General features: G+C 66.4%; 12 protein-coding genes. 8 read left to right on the top strand and 4 right to left on the bottom strand.

Going from position 1 to position 16,725, the window contains the following annotated elements; translation table 11 throughout:
* Nucleotides 1-11 precede the first annotated feature (11 nt).
* The 3 genes from L0P92_RS01915 to L0P92_RS01905 form a co-directional block, all read right to left on the bottom strand.
* The gene (locus L0P92_RS01915) at nt 12-1,511 is read right to left on the bottom strand and encodes a class I adenylate-forming enzyme family protein (protein ID WP_234760625.1); all 1,500 of its coding nucleotides are present in this window, start codon (nt 1,509-1,511) and stop codon (nt 12-14) included.
* 20 nt (nt 1,512-1,531) lie between these two features.
* Nucleotides 1,532-1,840 (bottom strand): hypothetical protein, encoded by a 309-nt coding sequence (locus L0P92_RS01910; RefSeq protein ID WP_234760624.1) that lies wholly within the window; start codon nt 1,838-1,840, stop codon nt 1,532-1,534.
* 110 nt (nt 1,841-1,950) lie between these two features.
* The gene (locus L0P92_RS01905; protein ID WP_234760623.1) at nt 1,951-2,955 is read right to left on the bottom strand and encodes an amidohydrolase family protein; all 1,005 of its coding nucleotides are present in this window, start codon (nt 2,953-2,955) and stop codon (nt 1,951-1,953) included.
* 151 nt (nt 2,956-3,106) lie between these two features.
* On the opposite strand from L0P92_RS01905, the gene L0P92_RS01900 reads away from it, so the two are divergent.
* The gene (locus tag L0P92_RS01900; RefSeq protein WP_234760622.1) at nt 3,107-3,553 is read left to right on the top strand and encodes a MarR family winged helix-turn-helix transcriptional regulator; all 447 of its coding nucleotides are present in this window, start codon (nt 3,107-3,109) and stop codon (nt 3,551-3,553) included.
* Between the two features lie 173 nt (nt 3,554-3,726).
* On the opposite strand, the gene L0P92_RS01895 is transcribed toward L0P92_RS01900, so the two are convergent.
* Nucleotides 3,727-5,448, bottom strand: coding sequence for an ABC transporter substrate-binding protein (locus tag L0P92_RS01895; protein ID WP_234760621.1), 1,722 nt, complete (start codon nt 5,446-5,448; stop codon nt 3,727-3,729).
* A gap of 559 nt (nt 5,449-6,007) precedes the next feature.
* Here L0P92_RS01895 and L0P92_RS01890 point away from each other — a divergent pair.
* From L0P92_RS01890 to L0P92_RS01860, 7 genes are all read left to right on the top strand, one after another.
* The gene (locus L0P92_RS01890) at nt 6,008-6,820 is read left to right on the top strand and encodes an SRPBCC family protein (protein ID WP_234760620.1); all 813 of its coding nucleotides are present in this window, start codon (nt 6,008-6,010) and stop codon (nt 6,818-6,820) included.
* Between the two features lie 57 nt (nt 6,821-6,877).
* Nucleotides 6,878-8,185 carry a serine hydrolase domain-containing protein gene (locus L0P92_RS01885; protein WP_308289598.1) on the top strand — a complete coding sequence of 436 codons (1,308 nt, stop codon included), beginning with the start codon at nt 6,878-6,880 and terminating at the stop codon, nt 8,183-8,185.
* Between the two features lie 633 nt (nt 8,186-8,818).
* Nucleotides 8,819-10,384 carry an MFS transporter gene (locus tag L0P92_RS01880; protein ID WP_234760618.1) on the top strand — a complete coding sequence of 522 codons (1,566 nt, stop codon included), beginning with the start codon at nt 8,819-8,821 and terminating at the stop codon, nt 10,382-10,384.
* A 144-nt stretch (nt 10,385-10,528) separates the two neighbouring features.
* On the top strand, nt 10,529-11,779 hold the full coding sequence (locus L0P92_RS01875) for a serine hydrolase domain-containing protein (protein ID WP_234760616.1): 1,251 nt from the start codon (nt 10,529-10,531) through the stop codon (nt 11,777-11,779).
* Between the two features lie 358 nt (nt 11,780-12,137).
* Nucleotides 12,138-13,343 carry a CaiB/BaiF CoA transferase family protein gene (locus tag L0P92_RS01870; RefSeq protein WP_234760614.1) on the top strand — a complete coding sequence of 402 codons (1,206 nt, stop codon included), beginning with the start codon at nt 12,138-12,140 and terminating at the stop codon, nt 13,341-13,343.
* A 273-nt stretch (nt 13,344-13,616) separates the two neighbouring features.
* On the top strand, nt 13,617-15,101 hold the full coding sequence (locus L0P92_RS01865; protein WP_234760613.1) for an aldehyde dehydrogenase: 1,485 nt from the start codon (nt 13,617-13,619) through the stop codon (nt 15,099-15,101).
* Between the two features lie 587 nt (nt 15,102-15,688).
* Nucleotides 15,689-16,678 (top strand): CdaR family protein, encoded by a 990-nt coding sequence (locus tag L0P92_RS01860; protein WP_234760612.1) that lies wholly within the window; start codon nt 15,689-15,691, stop codon nt 16,676-16,678.
* Nucleotides 16,679-16,725: the final 47 nt, after the last annotated feature.

Genomic DNA, 16,725 nt, shown 5'->3' with positions numbered 1-16,725 from the left:
GGCCGGAGCCGTCAGGCGCCCGCTTCGGTGACCAGCTGCTCCTTGAGCTTTCGGCGGAGCAGCTTGCCCATGTCGTTGTAGGGCAGCGAGTCCGCGAAGACGACGTGCTCCGGAGTCTTGGAGGACCGCAGGTGGCCGCGGACCCAGTCCTGGAGCTCTTCCTTGGTCGCGCTCGCACCGGCGTTCAGCACCACCACCGCGGCGACGGCTTCGCCCCATTCGGTGTCGGGCACCCCGACGGCGCCCGCGTCCGCGACGGACGGGTGCGCCAGGAGCGTGTCCTCGATTTCGCCCGGCGAGAGGTTTTCCGCGCCGCGAACGATGATGTCGTCGAGGCGGCCCTCCAGGAACAGAAAGCCGTCACGGTCGAGTCGGCCGCCGTCGTTGGTCGGGAACCATCCGTCAGCCGTGGAGGCCTTCCGTCCGAGGTACTCACCGGCGACCTGTTCCCCACGCACCCAGATCTCACCGGCGGTGTCGACCGGGACCGGAGTGCCGTCCGGGTCGCGGATCTCGATCTCGACGGTCGGCAGCGGCCGGCCCACGGAGCCGAGACGTGCTCGAACAGCCGGGTCCTCGCTGGCCAGTGCGAGCTTGTGGTCCTCGTGCCCCAGGACGGCGATGGTCGAGCTCGTCTCGGTGAGGCCGTAGGCGTTCACGAACTCGACGTGGGGCAGCATCCTGAGGGCGCGCTCGATGACGGGCACCGGCATCCGCCCGCCGCCGTAGGCCAGGTTCCGAAGGTGGGGCAGCCTCTCGCCGGTCGACTCAAGGACGTCCAGGACGCGCCCGAGCATCGTCGGGACGACCATCGCCTGGCTGATGCGTTCGTCGCGGACCGTGTCGACCCACGTCTCGGGGCCGAACGCCGGGAGGTAGACGACTCGGCGGCCCGCGTAGACGGAGCTGGTCACGGCGGAGGTGCCCGCGACGTGGTAGGGCGGAACGCTCACCAGAGCGGCCTGGTCGTCGGTGGCCCCCATGAACTCGACGGACCCGATGACGTAGGACGCGAGGTGGCGGTGGCGCAGGACGGCTGCCTTGGGCTCGCCGGTGGTTCCGCTGGTGAACAGCCAGATGGCGGCTGCTTCGGGGTCGAGGGGACCGTCCGCCGCCTCAGCCGCCTCATCGACCTGGTGCAGGAACTCCTCCCGGGTGACGAAGGTGATGCCGTCCACCGGGCCGAGCCGGTCGACGACCGGTGCGTCGACGACCGCGACCGCCGGCGCCGTGCGGGCGAGCACGCTTCGGAGCTGGTCGGTCGCGAGCCGGTAGTTCAAGGGGGCGTACGGCAGCCCGGCCAGGGCCGATCCGTACAGAAGGACGGGCACAGCGGGGGAGTTCTCATCGATGAGGACGACCCGCTCGACCTTCTGGCCGGCTATCCACGTTGCCGCCTTGCGCGCCTTGGTGGCCAGGTCGGCGTAAGTCAGTCCGTCGGTGCGCGAGCCGAACCCGACACGGTCGGGGAAACCGGCAGCGGCCATGTCGAGAAGTGTGAACAGATGCATGGTGATGGTCCTGGGGTTGGTCAGTCCGACGACGGGAGCGGTTTCGCGTCCTTGCGGACGAGCGGAGAGTCACCGACGGAGAGCGAGCCCTCACCACCCTTGGTGCAGAGCACCTCAAGACCGGATGCCGCGTCGGCGTACCGCTTGCCGAGGAGGGTCCCGTCACGATGGGCGGGGTTCAGCTCCTGGCCCTGGATCGCCGTATCGGCCGCCGTGACCATCGGGGCGCCTCCGCAACGGAGGTCGACGGCGGACGAGGGGGTGCGTACGACGATGATCTCGGTGGCGCAGACGGTGCTCTTCAGGCCGGTTCCTGCCTTGAGGTCCATTGAGGTCTCCACGGAATTCGTTGCTTGCGGTCAGGGATGGTGGCGTCCGGGGGCCTGTGCGTGGCCTCCAGCCGGCCGCATCGCCCGCGACGCGACTCGTTGATACGGGGTCAGTCGGTGATGCGGTACGCGCGTTCAGCCGTGCCGGCGAAGAGCGCGGCCTGCTCGTCCTCGGTGTAGTCGGCGGCGATCTTCTGGAAGGTGTTCCAGAGCACCGTGTATCCAGCCGCCTGACGGTCGACCGGGTAGTTGGACTCGAACATGCACCGCTGGGGCGTGAACGTGTCGATCACCCAACGGATGTCGTCGCCCCACCAGGCGACGAGTTCGTCCGACGTGGGTGCGGCAGGCCGCACGGACCAGCGTCGGCCGTACACGAACTCCATACCGATGCCGCCGATCTTCACCAGTACGTTGGTGTGGGCCGCCAGGGCCTTCATTCCCTCGCGCCATTCGCCGCGGGTGGTCTCGCGGTCGGCGCCGGCCTTTCCGTAGAGGGGGACCCCGAGGTGGTCGACGATGATCGTGGTTCCGGCGGCCGCGTCGGCCAGGGAGGCCAGTGCGGGAAGCTGCGGGTGGTAGAGCCAGGCGTCGAAGCTGTAGCCGCGCTCGCCCAGAAACGCGACGCCCCGGCGGAAGTCGTCGTTGGTGATGAGGCCGGGGTCCTGCCCTCCGAGAAGGGTGGTGTCGGCGTCCCATGACATGCCGTGCCGGATACCGCGGAAGTAGCCGCGTCCGGCCTCCTCGTGCGCGTCGAGCACCTCGCCCAGCCTGTCGGTGGCCTTGAGGTCGGCGTAGGCGACGATTCCGCCGATGCGGGTGGCCGCCTCACGGGAGGTGACGGCCTGCTCGGCGACGAACTCGGTGACGCCGACGGGCCGGAGATGCTCGGGGCCGTCCTCGCGGGACCCGCTTCCTGGTTCCACGAACACGGCATGCGTCACGTTGTGGCGGGCGCGGGCGTCCGCGAGGAGTTCCGCGAACAGATACTTGCCGGCCCCCATCTCGCGCTCGGACCACAGGTGAATGTGAGGGTCGACGATGCGTCGGTTCGGGTCGACCGCCGCCTCGCGTGTCGTGGCGATCCAGTCTTGGCGATTCAGATCGACCGCCATCGGCTCCCACCTCCTCCGTGTTGTCCGGCGCACCCGCCGGATCCATTCGCTGGACGCTGGTAAACCCTAACGTCAATCCTTTCTTCTGGCAACTATCTCCTGAAGAAACTGTTTCTTGACCTCATTGTGTCCAAGCCGCTACGGTTGCGGCATGCCGAGTGACCCCCAGATTGATCCCCAGATTTTGGAGTGGGCGACCCGACTCCGGATTGCGATCGGTCCTTTGGAGCGCCAGCTCCGGCTCGAGACGACCCAGCCGTTCACGGCCACTCAGTTCTCGATGCTGGAGACGATCAAGGGCTATGGACCGTTGTCGTTGACCGAGCTGGCGGCCCGCGAGAAATACTCGGCACCGACGATCAGCAAAGTCGTGATCATCCTTGAGGAATCCGGATTGATCGAGCGGCTGGCTGACCCGAGCGACCGTCGAATCTCCCGTGTGCAGCTCAGTGAGCAGGGCGAGAAGTGGTTCGAGGAGGGCGGGGCGCGGCGCTTCGCCTGGCTCGCCGGGCGTATCTCAAGGCTCAAGGCGACGGAGCTGGCAGCCTTGGTCGCGGCCCTGCCGGTGCTGGAGCACTTGGCCTACGACGAGGCCTGACGCGCCGACCGTTCGGGTGTTCGCATCGCGACCTGGCTCCCGTGGAGCTGGGCGGCGACGCGGGTTTGACGTTTGCCGTTCTTCCGCGTCGCCGCCCAGGACTGCGAGGGGCCGGAGTCCCGCGGTGTTTGCGGCGGCACCGCACGGCCCGTGTGTGTTCGCCCGGCCCCGTGTCAGGCGGCTCGGATTCCCACGCCGCGGAAGTCGAGCTGCATGAGGCCGTGGGTCATCAGGTTTCGCGCGGTGACGACCTCCGGGCGCAAGAGCAGGACGTACAGGTAGTTGACGACGTTGATGTGCATCGGGTTCGCGACGAGGTAACGACTGATGGCGCGATAGGCGCGCTCGCGTTCGGGCCCGGGCGGGGTGGTCTTGGCCGCCGCGGCCATGTCGTAGAACTCGTCCGACGGCTTCGACGGGTTCCGGGCGTTGGGGAAGTAGGTGAGTTCGAGGGTCCTGCTGGGTTCCGGCTCGGTGACCGCCATCGACATCATCGCGTGGTGCAGTCCGGCACCCATCGAGATGCCGAGCTTGTTCGGGTGGATCGCGACGAGTTTCACGTCCAGGCCGGTGTTGGCCGAGAGCTGCTCCTGGATCGCGTGCGCGATCTCCTCTTCGTTGGTCGCCCACATGATCTCGACGGTGGCGCCTTCCGCACCGGCCTCCCGCACCAGACGCCTGGCTTCCTCGGGATCGAACGGATCGACATCGAGGGCCGGGTCGTAGCCCTCCCAGCCTTTGGCGAAGATCTGGTAGGCCGGGCCGACAACCCCGTGCAGCGTCTCAGCGGCGATCTTGTTCCGATCGAGTCCGATCCACATCGCACGCCGGACGCGCACGTCGTCGAGCGGGGCCTTGTTGTGGTTCAGATAGACCGTGAAGTCGTTGGTGCCGACGACCGATTCGAACCGGAAGCCGCGTGATGTGAGGGCGACGCCCCGAGCGAGATGCTCCTCGGTGTCGTGGGGCGGAGCGAGCTGCGCGCCGTGATAGCGCCCCGCGACGACCTCTTCGTAGCGCGGAGTCGAGTCCGCGATGGTGGCGATGGTGAGATTCTTGACGAGCGCCGCATCGGGGTCCCAATGCCCTTCCCACCGCGTGTAGTTGACGTCAACGGTCTCCGGGATCGCGCTGTCGATGGAGTCTTCCTGACGGGAGACGAAGGTGAAGGGGCCGGTGCCCACAGGGTTGTTCGAAACGTCGGTGCCGAAAGCGGCCGGGCTGAGCATCATCCCGGCCGGCGACTCGGCGAGTGCCCAGATGACCGCCGGATCGGGTGCCGAAAGTCGCAGTACGACGTGGTGGTCATCGACGATCTCGACGCTGTCGATCGCCTCCAGCTCGACCGCGACGGTGGAGTCAGGCTCCTTGGCTCGTTCGATGTTCGCCTTGACGGCTCGGGCGTCGAACACGGTGCCGTCCTGGAACGTGACTCCTTCGCGCAGCGTGAGTCTGATGCTCTTGCCATCGGCTGCGACCTCGTAGTCGGTGGCCAGTTGTGGCCCGATGCCGACTCCGCCGCCTGGTCGCATCACGCCGCGCAGAAGTGAGTCGTACACGGGGCGGAGCCAGAGAACGTCCTTGGTGACGTGCGGGGTCCTGTGCGGGTCGAGAGACGTCAGGCCGAAGCTCATGGCGAACCTCAGAGTCGCCGAGCGGTCGACGACCTCGACAGGGTTCTCGCTCTTAGAAGAAGCGGTCACTTTTGCGCCGTCTTTCGGGTTGGCGGTGCGTTCGAGTCGCTCCGCTTGGTGAGATCGGGCAAATTGCCGAGCCGTACCGGCATGACTTGCGCCGGCCGCCTCGGCGGTGGATGGCGTGCAAGCGGCCGTGTCGGGGCGCCGGCGTAAGTTTCGGCAAGTTTGCTGTCGCGTGGCAATGATGTCAATAGGCAAGCTTCTGGGGCCGCGTGCCCGTACGGCAGCCCGGGAGGTCCGATTCCGAGGGGGCGTACCGATGCTCTCGCGGGCGGCGGTGGAGGCGGCTGTGGACGGTGGTTCATGTGAGGCGTGCTGAACCGGCAGGGGTGCGGCGTGGCGGAGAAGGCCCTGCGCAGGGCAATTGCCCAGGTCGATCGGCGTGAGGCTGGCCAAGAGCGGACGAGGCCGAGGATGATGCCGTGTAGGTCGGCATGGCTTTTGTGTCGTGTCACGCACCGTAGTCAATTTCATGATCCCGGGGGCCGTACCGATCCCGGCCGCCAGATGCCGTCGATGCATGATCTCTCGACAGGATCGGTGGCCGTCGGGCTGGACGAAAGCCCCGCGGGTAAGCGCCCGCTGTGGCGCGGCAGGCTCCAGGCAAACATTTCTTGTAGAGAAGGTTTACATACCGAAGTTTGCTTTGTTACGTTCCCGTGCCAACCGGTGACGTCGGTGTGCCGTGCCTGACGCGAGATCCTTCCGGGGCTGGCAGGGAGTCGCCGATGTCGCCCCCGAGCACAGAGGAGGCCTGATGGCTGATACGCCAGTCCCTTACGTGCCCTACCGCCTTGAGCGCACCATAGAAGTGCCGGCATCCCTTCAGGACGCGTGGTACTCCATCGCTACGGGCGAGGGCATCACAGCGTGGATGCTCCCGGCGTCGGTCGACGAGTTCGTCGGCGGCCGCACGTATCTGAACGTCGACGAGGTCGGCGGCGCGGACTCGCCCGGGATCGTTCGGGCGTGGGACGAGCCTTCCTACTTCGTGTACGAGGAGTACTGGGCGACCCTGGCGGGAAAGGACCAGTCCAGGGTCACCCCGCTCGTGAACGAGTTCTTCCTGACGACGACCGACCGCGACACCCGTGTCATCCGGGTGGTCACCAGCGCCTTCGGTCAGGGCGAGGCCTGGGAGAGGCACTTCTTCGAGATCAACATGGAGCTCGGCTGGGGGCCCCTCTTCGAACAGCTCCGCTTGTTCCTGACGCACTTCCCGGGCGAACGCGGTGCCAGGATGTTCGACCACATGGCGGTGTCGCAGGCCTCGCCGACGTCTGCCATGGCCACCGTGCTGCGGTCGCTCGGCGTCGATCGGGAGGGGCGGCAGGTGAAGCTGCACGGTTTCAAGGGCGAGGTAGCGCTCCTGAGCGACGTCCATGCCGTGGTCCTGCTCGACTCTCCCGTGCACGGCATGCTCTCCCTGCAGACCTTCCCTGACGAAAACACCGGCGCGTTCATCCGCATGGCATGTCACTTGTATGGCGCGGAGGCGGAAAGTCATGTCAAGCGCGAGTCGCCGGTCTGGGGCCAATGGCTGAAGGACCTTTTCCCCGCCGCTCCCTGATCTTGGCGAACCGGACGGCCCAGCAGGCATGGAACACCACGGAAAGGGTCGCACGGCGTGGTCGGCAGACGTCCTGTCCGCGCGCTCGCAGTGTCCCCAATTTGTCCTTTCTATGAAGGGAATCATTCAGTGCCACAGCCAGATTCTCTGTACGAGGTTCAGCCGGGCTATGAACCGGTAATCGAAGCATGGAAGCAACTTGACCTCGGTGAGGGTGGAGGAGCCTTCTGTGCATACGTCGACGGTGTGAAGGTCGTCGACGTATGGGGAGGGCCGGCCGGCCCCGACACCCCCTGGTCGCGAGAAACGACATCCAACCTGTTCTCGGCCACGAAGGCCCTCGCGGCCATATGCGCGTCCGTGCTTCACAGCCGAGGGCTTCTGGATCTCGACGCGCCGGTGGCGAAGTACTGGCCTGAATTTGCGCAGGCCGGCAAGGAGGGTGCCCTGGTCCGGCACATTCTGACGCATTCGGTGGGACTGCCGGGCCTGCCGAAGGCGGCGGAACTCCTCGATTACGACGGCCGGGGATGGGACGACTACGACGCGATCGCCGAGCAACTGGCGGCCGCCGAGCCGGCGTGGGTCCCCGGCACCGAAACGTCCTACCACGCCATCAGCTACGGCTGGTTGGTCGGTGAACTGGTACGTCGAGTCACCGGACGCACGATCGGAACCTTCTTCCGCGAAGAGATCGCGGATCCGTTCGGCTGGGATCTGCGTATCGGAACGCCCCCGCACGAACAGGGGCGAATGGCTGATCTTGTTCCGTTCAGCGACCAATGGTCAGAGGAGGAAGCGCATATCCAGGCACAACTCGCAGCGGCGCGTATCGAGCCGGGCAGTCTTTGTGCCCTTACATGCGTGGAAATGCATGGAACATCGGTCATAGATGAAGTCGTCCCGTTCTTCGGATCGGCGAGTGGCAGGACGGCCGAGATAGCGGGAGCGGGCGGCAGCGGGTCCGCACGGAGTCTCGCCGGGATGTTCGCGCTGCTGGCGTTGGGCGGCGAGCTGGACGGCAAGCGGCTGTTGTCGGAGAGCTCCGTCGCCGAGTTCGGGCGCGAGGCGCTGCATGCCCGAGCGCTGGAGGTCCCGCCGCTGTACGGTCTCGACGGCACGCGGCTGCCGGCGCCGGATACGCGATGGGCACTCGGGTACCAGATGAACGACCAGTGGCCCGAGGAGTTCTGCAGTTTCGGGCCCGAGCGGGATGCGTACGGGCACGCCGGCGCGGGGGGGCAGCTGGGGTTCGCGGACCCCTTCAATCGGGTTTCGGTCGGCTTCGTGAGGTCACACCTCACGCACTCGTGGAAGGCCTGCGGCGACCTCACCCGAACGCTGTACACATGTCTGGAGCGCTGACGACGGGACCGGAGCCGGACGCCGCCGGCTGACGGCTCCGCGGCAATGCGGATCGATGGTGCGGCCGTACCCGGTGGGAGACGACCTTCACCGGGTGTCCGCGGCGCACCGCGACGGCCGCGCGTCCGACGTCGCTCTCCCATCGGATTCTGATGTGATCTCCATGAAGTCGAAGCGGTTCAGGTTTCCCGGCCTCGTCGGCACGACCGGGGCGGCTTCGGAACCAAACCCGCCCCACAACCCCGCCTCATCTCCAGAAACTGACGCACTCAGCGGTGTCACAGCTCTGTGAACAGCGTGCCCCAGTCTGCCCGGGGTGACAGGAAAGCAGACCGGACTAGCATCGAACCTAGACGCCCGCCAGGTGGCTAGGAATCGGCAGGAAGCTGCGTCGGGATGGCGGTTACTTCGCCTTGAGTCGCGAATCAAGAATCTCCCACACCTAAAGCCACTCGAACGGATGATGATCCGACCGGACTGGTGGCGAGGTGTCCAATAGTCGAACAGGGACCGGAGCAGCCCAGGAGAGGCGATGGCTTATCCAGTCGCGCCAGCCCGAACCGCTCACCCACACGAATAACGAGTGGCCTCCTGTCAACGGCGACGTGGTTAGATGTCAGGAAAGGCGGACCCGTGTCCAACTCCACCCCTCCCTCCGAGTCCAGCGGACTCGGCGCGGAAGCGGTCGACGAATCGACCAGAATTGCCGAGGTCGATATCGACCAGGCGGCAGAACGCAAGGTCGCAGAACTTCAGAAGCGCGGCATGGTCTTCTGGGTTCTTATGGCCGCAGTGGTTGTCCTGCTCGCGGAGCAGACTTCCTTCAGCTTCGGGCTCTACTCGTTCGCTCTCGGATCGTTTGCGGCCGAGTACCCTGGATCCAATGTCGTTTGGATCATGACGGGCCTTATGCTCGGTCAGGCCGTGGTCATTCCGTTGCTCACCAAACTCGGCGACGTCTACGGCAAGAAGAAGATCATTGTCTGGAGCGTCGCGATCCTCTGCGTCGGCTGCCTGGTGTGTGCGGTGGCGCCGAACTTCACGGTCCTCATCATCGGCCGAGTGCTCATGTCCGGTTGTGGTGGCCTGGTCATGCTCGTGCTGGCCCTGGTCCGTGAGGTCTTCCCCGTGAGGATGCGTGCCACGGTCTTCTCGATCGTGTCGACCGGCGGCGGCCTCATCATCATCGGCGGCCCGATGATGTCGGCCTGGCTGACGGAACACGTGAGCCTCGAGTCGACCTTCTGGGCCCAGTTGGGCATGGCCGCGGTGGCGGGCATCATCGCACTGATCGCGCTCCCGGAGACCCCGATTCGTGTCAGGGCCGGCGTCGACTACATCGGCGCGTTCCTGCTCGGTCTCGGCGCGTTCGGTGTGGTCGGGGCACTCTCCCAAGTCCAGACCCGCGGTTGGGACGCGCTGACGATCGGCGGTACCGCCGGCGGCGCGGTCGCCCTCCTGGTCTGGATGATGTACTCCTCGCGGATCAAGGAGCCGCTGATCAACCTGGCGCTGATCGGGCGACGTGCGATGGCCGTGACGATCGTGGCGATGGGCCTGATCGTCGGTGGCACCGCGATCATGCAGGTGCTCGCGGTTCTCGCCTGGTCGACGCCGCCGGCGGCAGCCGGCTACGGGCAGGGGCTCGACCAGCTTCATGTCGCCTACTGGTCCATCCCGTACGCGATCCTCTGGGTCGGTTCCGGTGTTTTCGTCGGCCTGACCGTCAAGTCGATCGGCTATCGGCTGCACGTCATCTGGGGCGCCGTCATCCTCGCGATCTCGACCTTGCTGCTCGGCTTCACGCTTGAGGCGTCGGACGCTGTCATCATCGCCGTCTACTCCCTCGGCGGATTCGCGTCGATGGCGGCGGTGGCCGCGGTGGCGCTCGTGATGCTGGCGGCTCCCGAGGACCAGCGTGCGGTCGCGCTGGGTGTCAACCAGAGCGTGACGTCCATCGCCGTTGCCATCACCGGGCAGATCGCGTACGCGATCCTTGAGGCTTCGAAGAAGCCGGTCGGTGGTGGTGTCGAGATGTTCCAGAGCGGCGGATTCAAGATCGCGTACATCGTGGCTGCCGGATTCGCGATCGTGGGCGGGATCGTAGCAGTGTTCATTCCGCACGGTCGGCGACAGCGGTCGACCGAGCCGGTCGACAAGCCATACGCCCCGACGGACCTGTCGACGCAGCCGAGCTAGAAGGCGTCCGCCGAGGCCCTTCAGGAGCGGCCCAGCGGACTTCCCCGAGCGGCAGGCCACTTCTCGACGGCTCGAAGTGGCCTGCCGCGCTCGATCATCGGACCCGCAGGACAAGAAAGGGGCACATCTGTGCCGACGGAGGTCATGAACGCGTCAGCTGAATACGTGCATCCAGGTTTCGAGAGTGTTTGGGACCTGTGGAATCAGGCCGACCTCGGACGTGGTGGCGGTGCCTTCTGCGCCTACGTCGACGGAGAGAAGGTCATCGACGTCTGGGCCGGTGAGGCGCGACCGGGCACGCCGTGGACGCGAGACACGACGACGACGCTCTTCTCGTCGACCAAGGGCATCGCCGCCGTGTGCGCGGCACTCCTCCACACCCGCGGCGAGCTTGACGTCGATGCCCCGGTCTCGGCCTACTGGCCCGAATTCGCACAGGCCGGGAAGGAGAACGCGAAGGTCCGGCATCTGCTGAACCACAGCGTCGGCGTCCTCGGCCTCCCGCACGCCGACAGGATCCTGGACTATCGCGGCGCCGGCTGGGACGACTACGACGCCATCGCCGTCGACCTCGCCGCTGCGGAACCGGCATGGGAACCCGGCACGAAACACTCCTACCACGCGATCAGCTACGGGTGGCTCGTGGGCGAGCTGATCCGCCGGATCACGGGTCGCACGATCGGTACCTTCCTTCGCGAGGAGATCGCCGGACCGCGGGGGTGGGACCTCAGCATCGGCACATCGATCGAGGACCAGGCCCGCGCCGCCGACCTCATCGCGCCCAGTGAGACGCCCACCGAGGCCGAGGCCTGGATGACCAGGCAGCTCGCCGACGCCATAGGCAGGCCCGGCTCGCTGGCGGCTCTGCAATGGGTCGCGGTCGGCAGTGAGTCGATCGCCGACCAGGCCCCCACGTTCTTCGGCAGTCCCGCCGGCCGCACCCCCGAGATCGCCGGGGCGGGAGGAGTCGGAACCGCGCGCGACCTCGCGGCCCTGTACGCGATGCTCTCGATGGGCGGCGCCCTGAACGGTGACCGGCTCCTGGCCGAAGACTCCGTCGAGCTGTTTCGTGCCGAGAACTTCAGGAGCCCGGCGGTCAGCATTCCACCACTGGTGATGCCGGACGGCACACCCGCACCCGCACCCTGGTCCCGGTGGGCACTGGGGTTCCAGATGAACCTGCGCCCCCCTCTCGGTTTTTGCTCGTTCGGCCCCGGTGACAACACGTACGGGCACGCCGGTATGGGTGGTCAGCTGGGCGTGGCCGACCCCGACAACCGGATCGCGATCGGCTTCGTGCGCAGCCACATGTCCACCGGCTACGAACCGAGCAGCCAGCTCATCGAGCAGTTGTACCGGTGCGTAGCGAGCCTGCGTGAGGACGACGCCGCCTGACCGGGGCCTGCCGTTCGGATAGGCCGGCCGGAATGTGCCCCGCTTCCGGATGTATCCGGCCGCGCTACCGAATGCCGTTGTCGGGCGGTGAGGCCGAGGAACGGCTCGTTGTGCTCCCGGGTCGGAGTTGGCTGTCGAACGGAAGCCTCCCGGCCCATGGAGCCCTCGCCGGGCGGGCGCCGGCACCTCGCCGCATCGACTGCGCCTCCGGTCAGTGCGTCTACGGACAGGGGATCACGATGGAAGCGAGCCTGGGGGCGGCGCTACCGAAGAAACTTTCTCCATGATATCTTTTCTTTGAGAAAGCATCTCGTGGCGTGGAGCCGCGTTTTCAAGCGGCCAGATCCAAGGAGGTTCGATGTTCGAAGGCGTCCGTGTCGTCGAGTTGGCTCAGTGGCTTTTCGTGCCGGCAGCTGGATCGCTGCTGGCCGACTGGGGCGCAGACGTCATCCACATCGAGAACCCGAAGGGGGGAGATCCGTTCCGCGGTCTGAACGAGCGCTCCCAGGCCAAGAGCGATGACGGCCGCAACCTCGCGATGGAATTGGTCAACCGAGGCAAGCGCAGCGCCGCCATCGATGTCGGCTCCGAGCGGGGCCGTGAACTGATGTATGACCTCCTGCGTGAGGCCGACGTATTCCTCACGAACTTCCGTCCAGGGGTTCTGAAGCGTCTGGGATACGATGCCGAGACCGTTCACGCGATCAACCCTCGCCTGGTGATCGGCCGGGGCCACGGCTTCGGTGTCCGCGGACCGGACGCCGACAAGGCGGGCTACGGCAACAGTGCCTTCTGGGCCCGCGGCGGATTCGGTCACCTGCTCACCCCAGAAGGTCTCGAATACCCCGTCATGCAGAACGGCGCCTTCGGAGACCGTGCGGCCGGACTCTCGCTCGCGTTCGGAGTGGCGGGCGCCCTGTACCGCCGAGAGCGCACTGGGGAAGGCTCGGTCGTCGACGCCTCTCTGCTGTCAGCCGCGATGTGGCTCACGGCGAGCGACCTGGTCCTCGCTCTCCAGGGCGAGGAGCCGCGGAAGTATCAGCGTGCCAACGGCTGGAATCCCAATCCGCTCGTGGACTGTTACCGCACGAAGGACGGGCGGCACATTCAGCTGGCCTTCCTGCAGCCGGACCGCTACCTGCCCGACTTCTGCCGCCTCATCGGGCGGGAGGACTGGCTCGCCGACGAACGGTTCAAGGACATGGCGGCGCGCCAGGAGAACTCCGCGGCATTCAGTGCGACGCTCGAAGAAGAGTTCGACAAGCGGACCTATGCCGAGTGGTGCGAATTGCTCGAAACGATCGACGTGCCCTGGGCTCCCTACCAGTCCATGGAGGAAGTGATCCGAGACCCGCAGGTCGTCGCCAACGAGTACATCAAGCCGGTAGACGCGATGGGAGGGGCGGAGTACTCCCTGCCCGCCGTCCCGGTTCAGATCGACGGAAACGGCCCCTCGCTTCGGCGGGGCCCCGAGTACAGCGAGCACACCGAGCGAATCCTGCTGGAGATCAACCGCAGCTGGGAGGACATCGCCGAGCTCACCGATCAGGGGATCATTCCGTGACTCGCGACCACGCCCGGACAAGCGGCGTGCGATGCGAATCGCCCCGCCTTGCTGCGGCTCAGCCGTATTCCTGACAAGGGGACACTGTGTGCGTGGGGATTCTGTTCCGGAGTGGCCCGGGGCGGCCGCTCGCGTCAGGAGCCGATACGTCCCCCGCATCACTGCGCCAAAACCTGTGTTGTGCCTTCACGAAGACCGCCCGATCATGTTGTCCAAAGCGGAGCTCACGGACAGGGGCGACTCTCATCAAGAGTGTGCGAATAGGAGCCCACTGTGCACGAGTCCGACTACAAAGAGTTGCGCTACCCCGGTCTCTTCATCGACGGTTCCTGGCGCGCGGCGTCTGGAACCGTCACGCACCCCGTGATCAACCCCTTCACTGAGGAGCAGTGGGCCTCGAGCGCCAACGCCACACCCGCAGAAGTCGATCGTGCCGTCGGGTCGGCTCAAGCCGCCCTGCACGGTGATTGGGCCGACTTCAACCTCGAAGACCGCATCGCACTGGTGCGGCGGATCCAGGACGAGATACGTGCTCGGCGCGAGGAACTCGCGGATCTGCATACCAGGTCGATGGGGTCCCCTTACTCCGCTTCGCTGGGGCTCTCCGGCGCGGTGGAGCTGATCGACGCCTATGTCCAGTCTGTGGGCGATGTCGTCTTCGACTATCTTCGCCAGGACTCTTTCGGGAGCGCGTTCATCTCAAGACGTCCCATCGGAGTGGTCGCCGGCATCACGCCGTGGAACGCGGCCCTTCGGGAGGTCAAGAAGGCGATTCCAGCCCTGCTGAGCGGATGCACCGTTGTACTGAAGCCCTCGCCCGAGACCCCGTTCGGCGCGGCGCTGTTCACACAGATCTGCACCAGTGCCGGTGCGCCCCCCGGTGTGGTCAACATGGTGCACGGCGGCGCGGACACCGGCGAGTCGATGGTGATCCACCCCGACGTGCGCAAGGTCGCCTTCACCGGCAGTTCGGCGTCCGGCGCGCGGATCGCGTCGGTCGCCGCCCCTGAGATGAAGCGGCTCCAGCTTGAGCTGGGTGGCAAGTCCGCCGCGATCGTGCTGGACGACGTCGACATCGACGAACTCATCCCGTTGCTCGCGTTCGGTGCGTGGTCCAACGCCGGCCAGGTGTGTACGTCGAACTCCCGGGTCCTCGTGTCTCGCGCACGGTACGACGACGTCGTCGAGGCGTTCATCGAGGCGTCCAAGAAGCAGGTGCTCGGAGACCCGATGGACCCCGACACGACCATGGGCCCGCTCGCCTCCCGCCGGCATTACGAACGGGTCCTGGGCTACATCGAGCAAGGCCGGGCATCGGGCGCCAAGGTCGCCGTCGGCGGGGGACGGCCCCAAGGGCTCACCCGCGGCTATTTCGTGGAGCCCACCGTCTTCACCGAGGTGGACAACTCCATGGCGATCGCGCGTGAGGAGATCTTCGGCCCGGTGACTTGCTTCATCCCGTACGAGAGCGAATCCCAGGCAATCGAGATCGCGAACGACTCCGACTTCGGCTTGCACGGCGGTGTGTTCGGGCGTGACGAACAGCACGCCATGTCCATCGCGAAGAAGCTGGATACCGGAACAGTCGGTGTCAACAGGTTTTCGGCGACGGCGACTTCACCCTTCGGCGGGATCAAGAAATCAGGCATCGGGCGTGAGCACGGACCGGAAGGGTTTGAGTCGTTCCTGGAGTACAAGTCGTACAACATCCCGACGAACCTGACTGCCGACCTTGCCGAGGGCTACCCGTTCGCGTGACCGTCCGTCCTGTCGCCCGCGGTGTGGACAGGAGGGGACGTAGTGGTGCCGGCGGTAGCCGAAGCCCTGCCGCCGACTCCGCGAGAGCTCGCAATGGCGCGTTCTCGGTGCCTGATCGGCTGCGCAGGAGTCTCCGGCCTGATCGATTTAGGACACATACTCCATGAAGACCGCGGGCGGGAGCCGGCTCGTCGACGGTGCCCTGCGGCTGTGTGAGGTGCGCAGTAACTCTTGACACCGTGTCCAGTCACTACGCACTCTGAGGTGGTCGGCACGCGAAAAGTCGCCACACTCTTGCCCGGTTTGTGACTGCGGGCGCCGACCGGAACGCGCCATGTCCGCGACGGGCGGACACGTCCGTTCGCGGTCGGGGCACCCGACTCCAGGCCGCCGGAGCGGACTGCTCGTACCCAGGGAGTTGGCCAGTGAACAGCGCACAGCGTCAGCAGAAGCCGCCAGCACGTGCACTGGGTGTTGTGACGACCGGTTTCAGCTTGACTGGCCCCGTCGGCACTGGGGCGCCCGATCCGGTCGGGCCTACCGTTGTTGGGTCATCCTCGCGAACGCGGCCGAGCTCGGCCGCTCGCGTGCTGGAAGTGGTGGAGTACTTCGACGAACTCGTCGCGCAATACGCGGACGTCGAAGTGCTGGTCCAGGCCGCGTCCGACCTCGCAAAGGCGCCGATCAGTTATCTGTCGCCGACCCGACGCGTCGTGCGTTTCCCTGTCGGACGACCGTACGCGGCACCGGACGACTACGAGATGGCGGCCTTCCTCACCCGCCGCGTCGACGAGAGTTCGTACGTGCGATGCGAGCGAGTGAGCGCTGATCCGGACGCTGATGCTCTCATCCTGGAGAGGCTCGCGCGAGCAATCGGAGTCACAGCGGGACGTGACGACATCCGTTCGAAGCCAACGCGTAGCATCGAGTGGCTGCTTCAGTCCGCGGCGCGACACGGTGACCAGCTTCTTGAGGCAACGACATGCTTGCGGCTCGACCCATACAGGAGATACCGGGCCGTCGCCCTGCTGCTGTCCGAACCGATTCCAGAGACGGGGGCCTGGGCTGTCCTCCTCACACCATGGGGACTCGTCCGTGGCGGGATCGTCCCGGAGCGCGTCCCTGTGTCCTGCGGAGGGGTGGGGAAGCCGGCAGTGCCGGGGGATCTGGCCGAGTCGTGGAAGTCGGCGCTGTTCGCGCTGCGTGTGCGCTCCGACGAAGATGTCGCCCTGGCCGAGGACTACGGAGCACTCGTCGAACTGGCGAGCCTGCTCGACCATTCGACCCACGCGCCACAAGACGTGGCGAACATCGAGTCGGCCCTGCGCACCGGCTGGACGCTCCCCGAACTCTCTCTGCTCGCGGAAGGGTCGAGCTTCCGTGCTATCGCCGCGGTTCGGAACCTGCATCACTCGACGGTTGCGGCCCGTATGCCGAGTCTGACTGAGGCCTGGGGCTACGACCCCAGGGAAGCGTTGGGACGCACCCGCCTGCATCTGGCCATCCTGCTCTTCCGCCTGACGCACCGGCGCTTCGACGGGATGCCCTCCGGTGGGTGGGAGTCGGAGGCGCGGTGAGCCCGCCGCCCCTTCGAACTGTGGCTCCAAGGAAGGCTTGGCGCCGC

It is taken from the genome of Streptomyces muensis (assembly GCF_021474425.1).
Taxonomy (GTDB): Bacteria; Actinomycetota; Actinomycetes; order Streptomycetales; family Streptomycetaceae; genus Streptomyces; species Streptomyces muensis.
This window is presented reverse-complemented; position numbering and strand designations above follow the sequence as displayed.

Excerpts from the sequence above, each read along its gene's own strand:
- L0P92_RS01890 (WP_234760620.1), top strand. The coding sequence starts at position 6,008 with ATGGCTGATACGCCAGTCCCTTACGTGCCCTACCGCCTTGAGCGCACC.
- L0P92_RS01875 (WP_234760616.1), top strand. The coding sequence starts at position 10,529 with ATGAACGCGTCAGCTGAATACGTGCATCCAGGTTTCGAGAGTGTTTGG.
- L0P92_RS01910 (WP_234760624.1), bottom strand. The coding sequence starts at position 1,840 with ATGGACCTCAAGGCAGGAACCGGCCTGAAGAGCACCGTCTGCGCCACC.
- L0P92_RS01870 (WP_234760614.1), top strand. The coding sequence starts at position 12,138 with ATGTTCGAAGGCGTCCGTGTCGTCGAGTTGGCTCAGTGGCTTTTCGTG.
- L0P92_RS01900 (WP_234760622.1), top strand. The coding sequence starts at position 3,107 with ATGCCGAGTGACCCCCAGATTGATCCCCAGATTTTGGAGTGGGCGACC.
- L0P92_RS01915 (WP_234760625.1), bottom strand. The coding sequence starts at position 1,511 with ATGCATCTGTTCACACTTCTCGACATGGCCGCTGCCGGTTTCCCCGAC.
- L0P92_RS01905 (WP_234760623.1), bottom strand. The coding sequence starts at position 2,955 with ATGGCGGTCGATCTGAATCGCCAAGACTGGATCGCCACGACACGCGAG.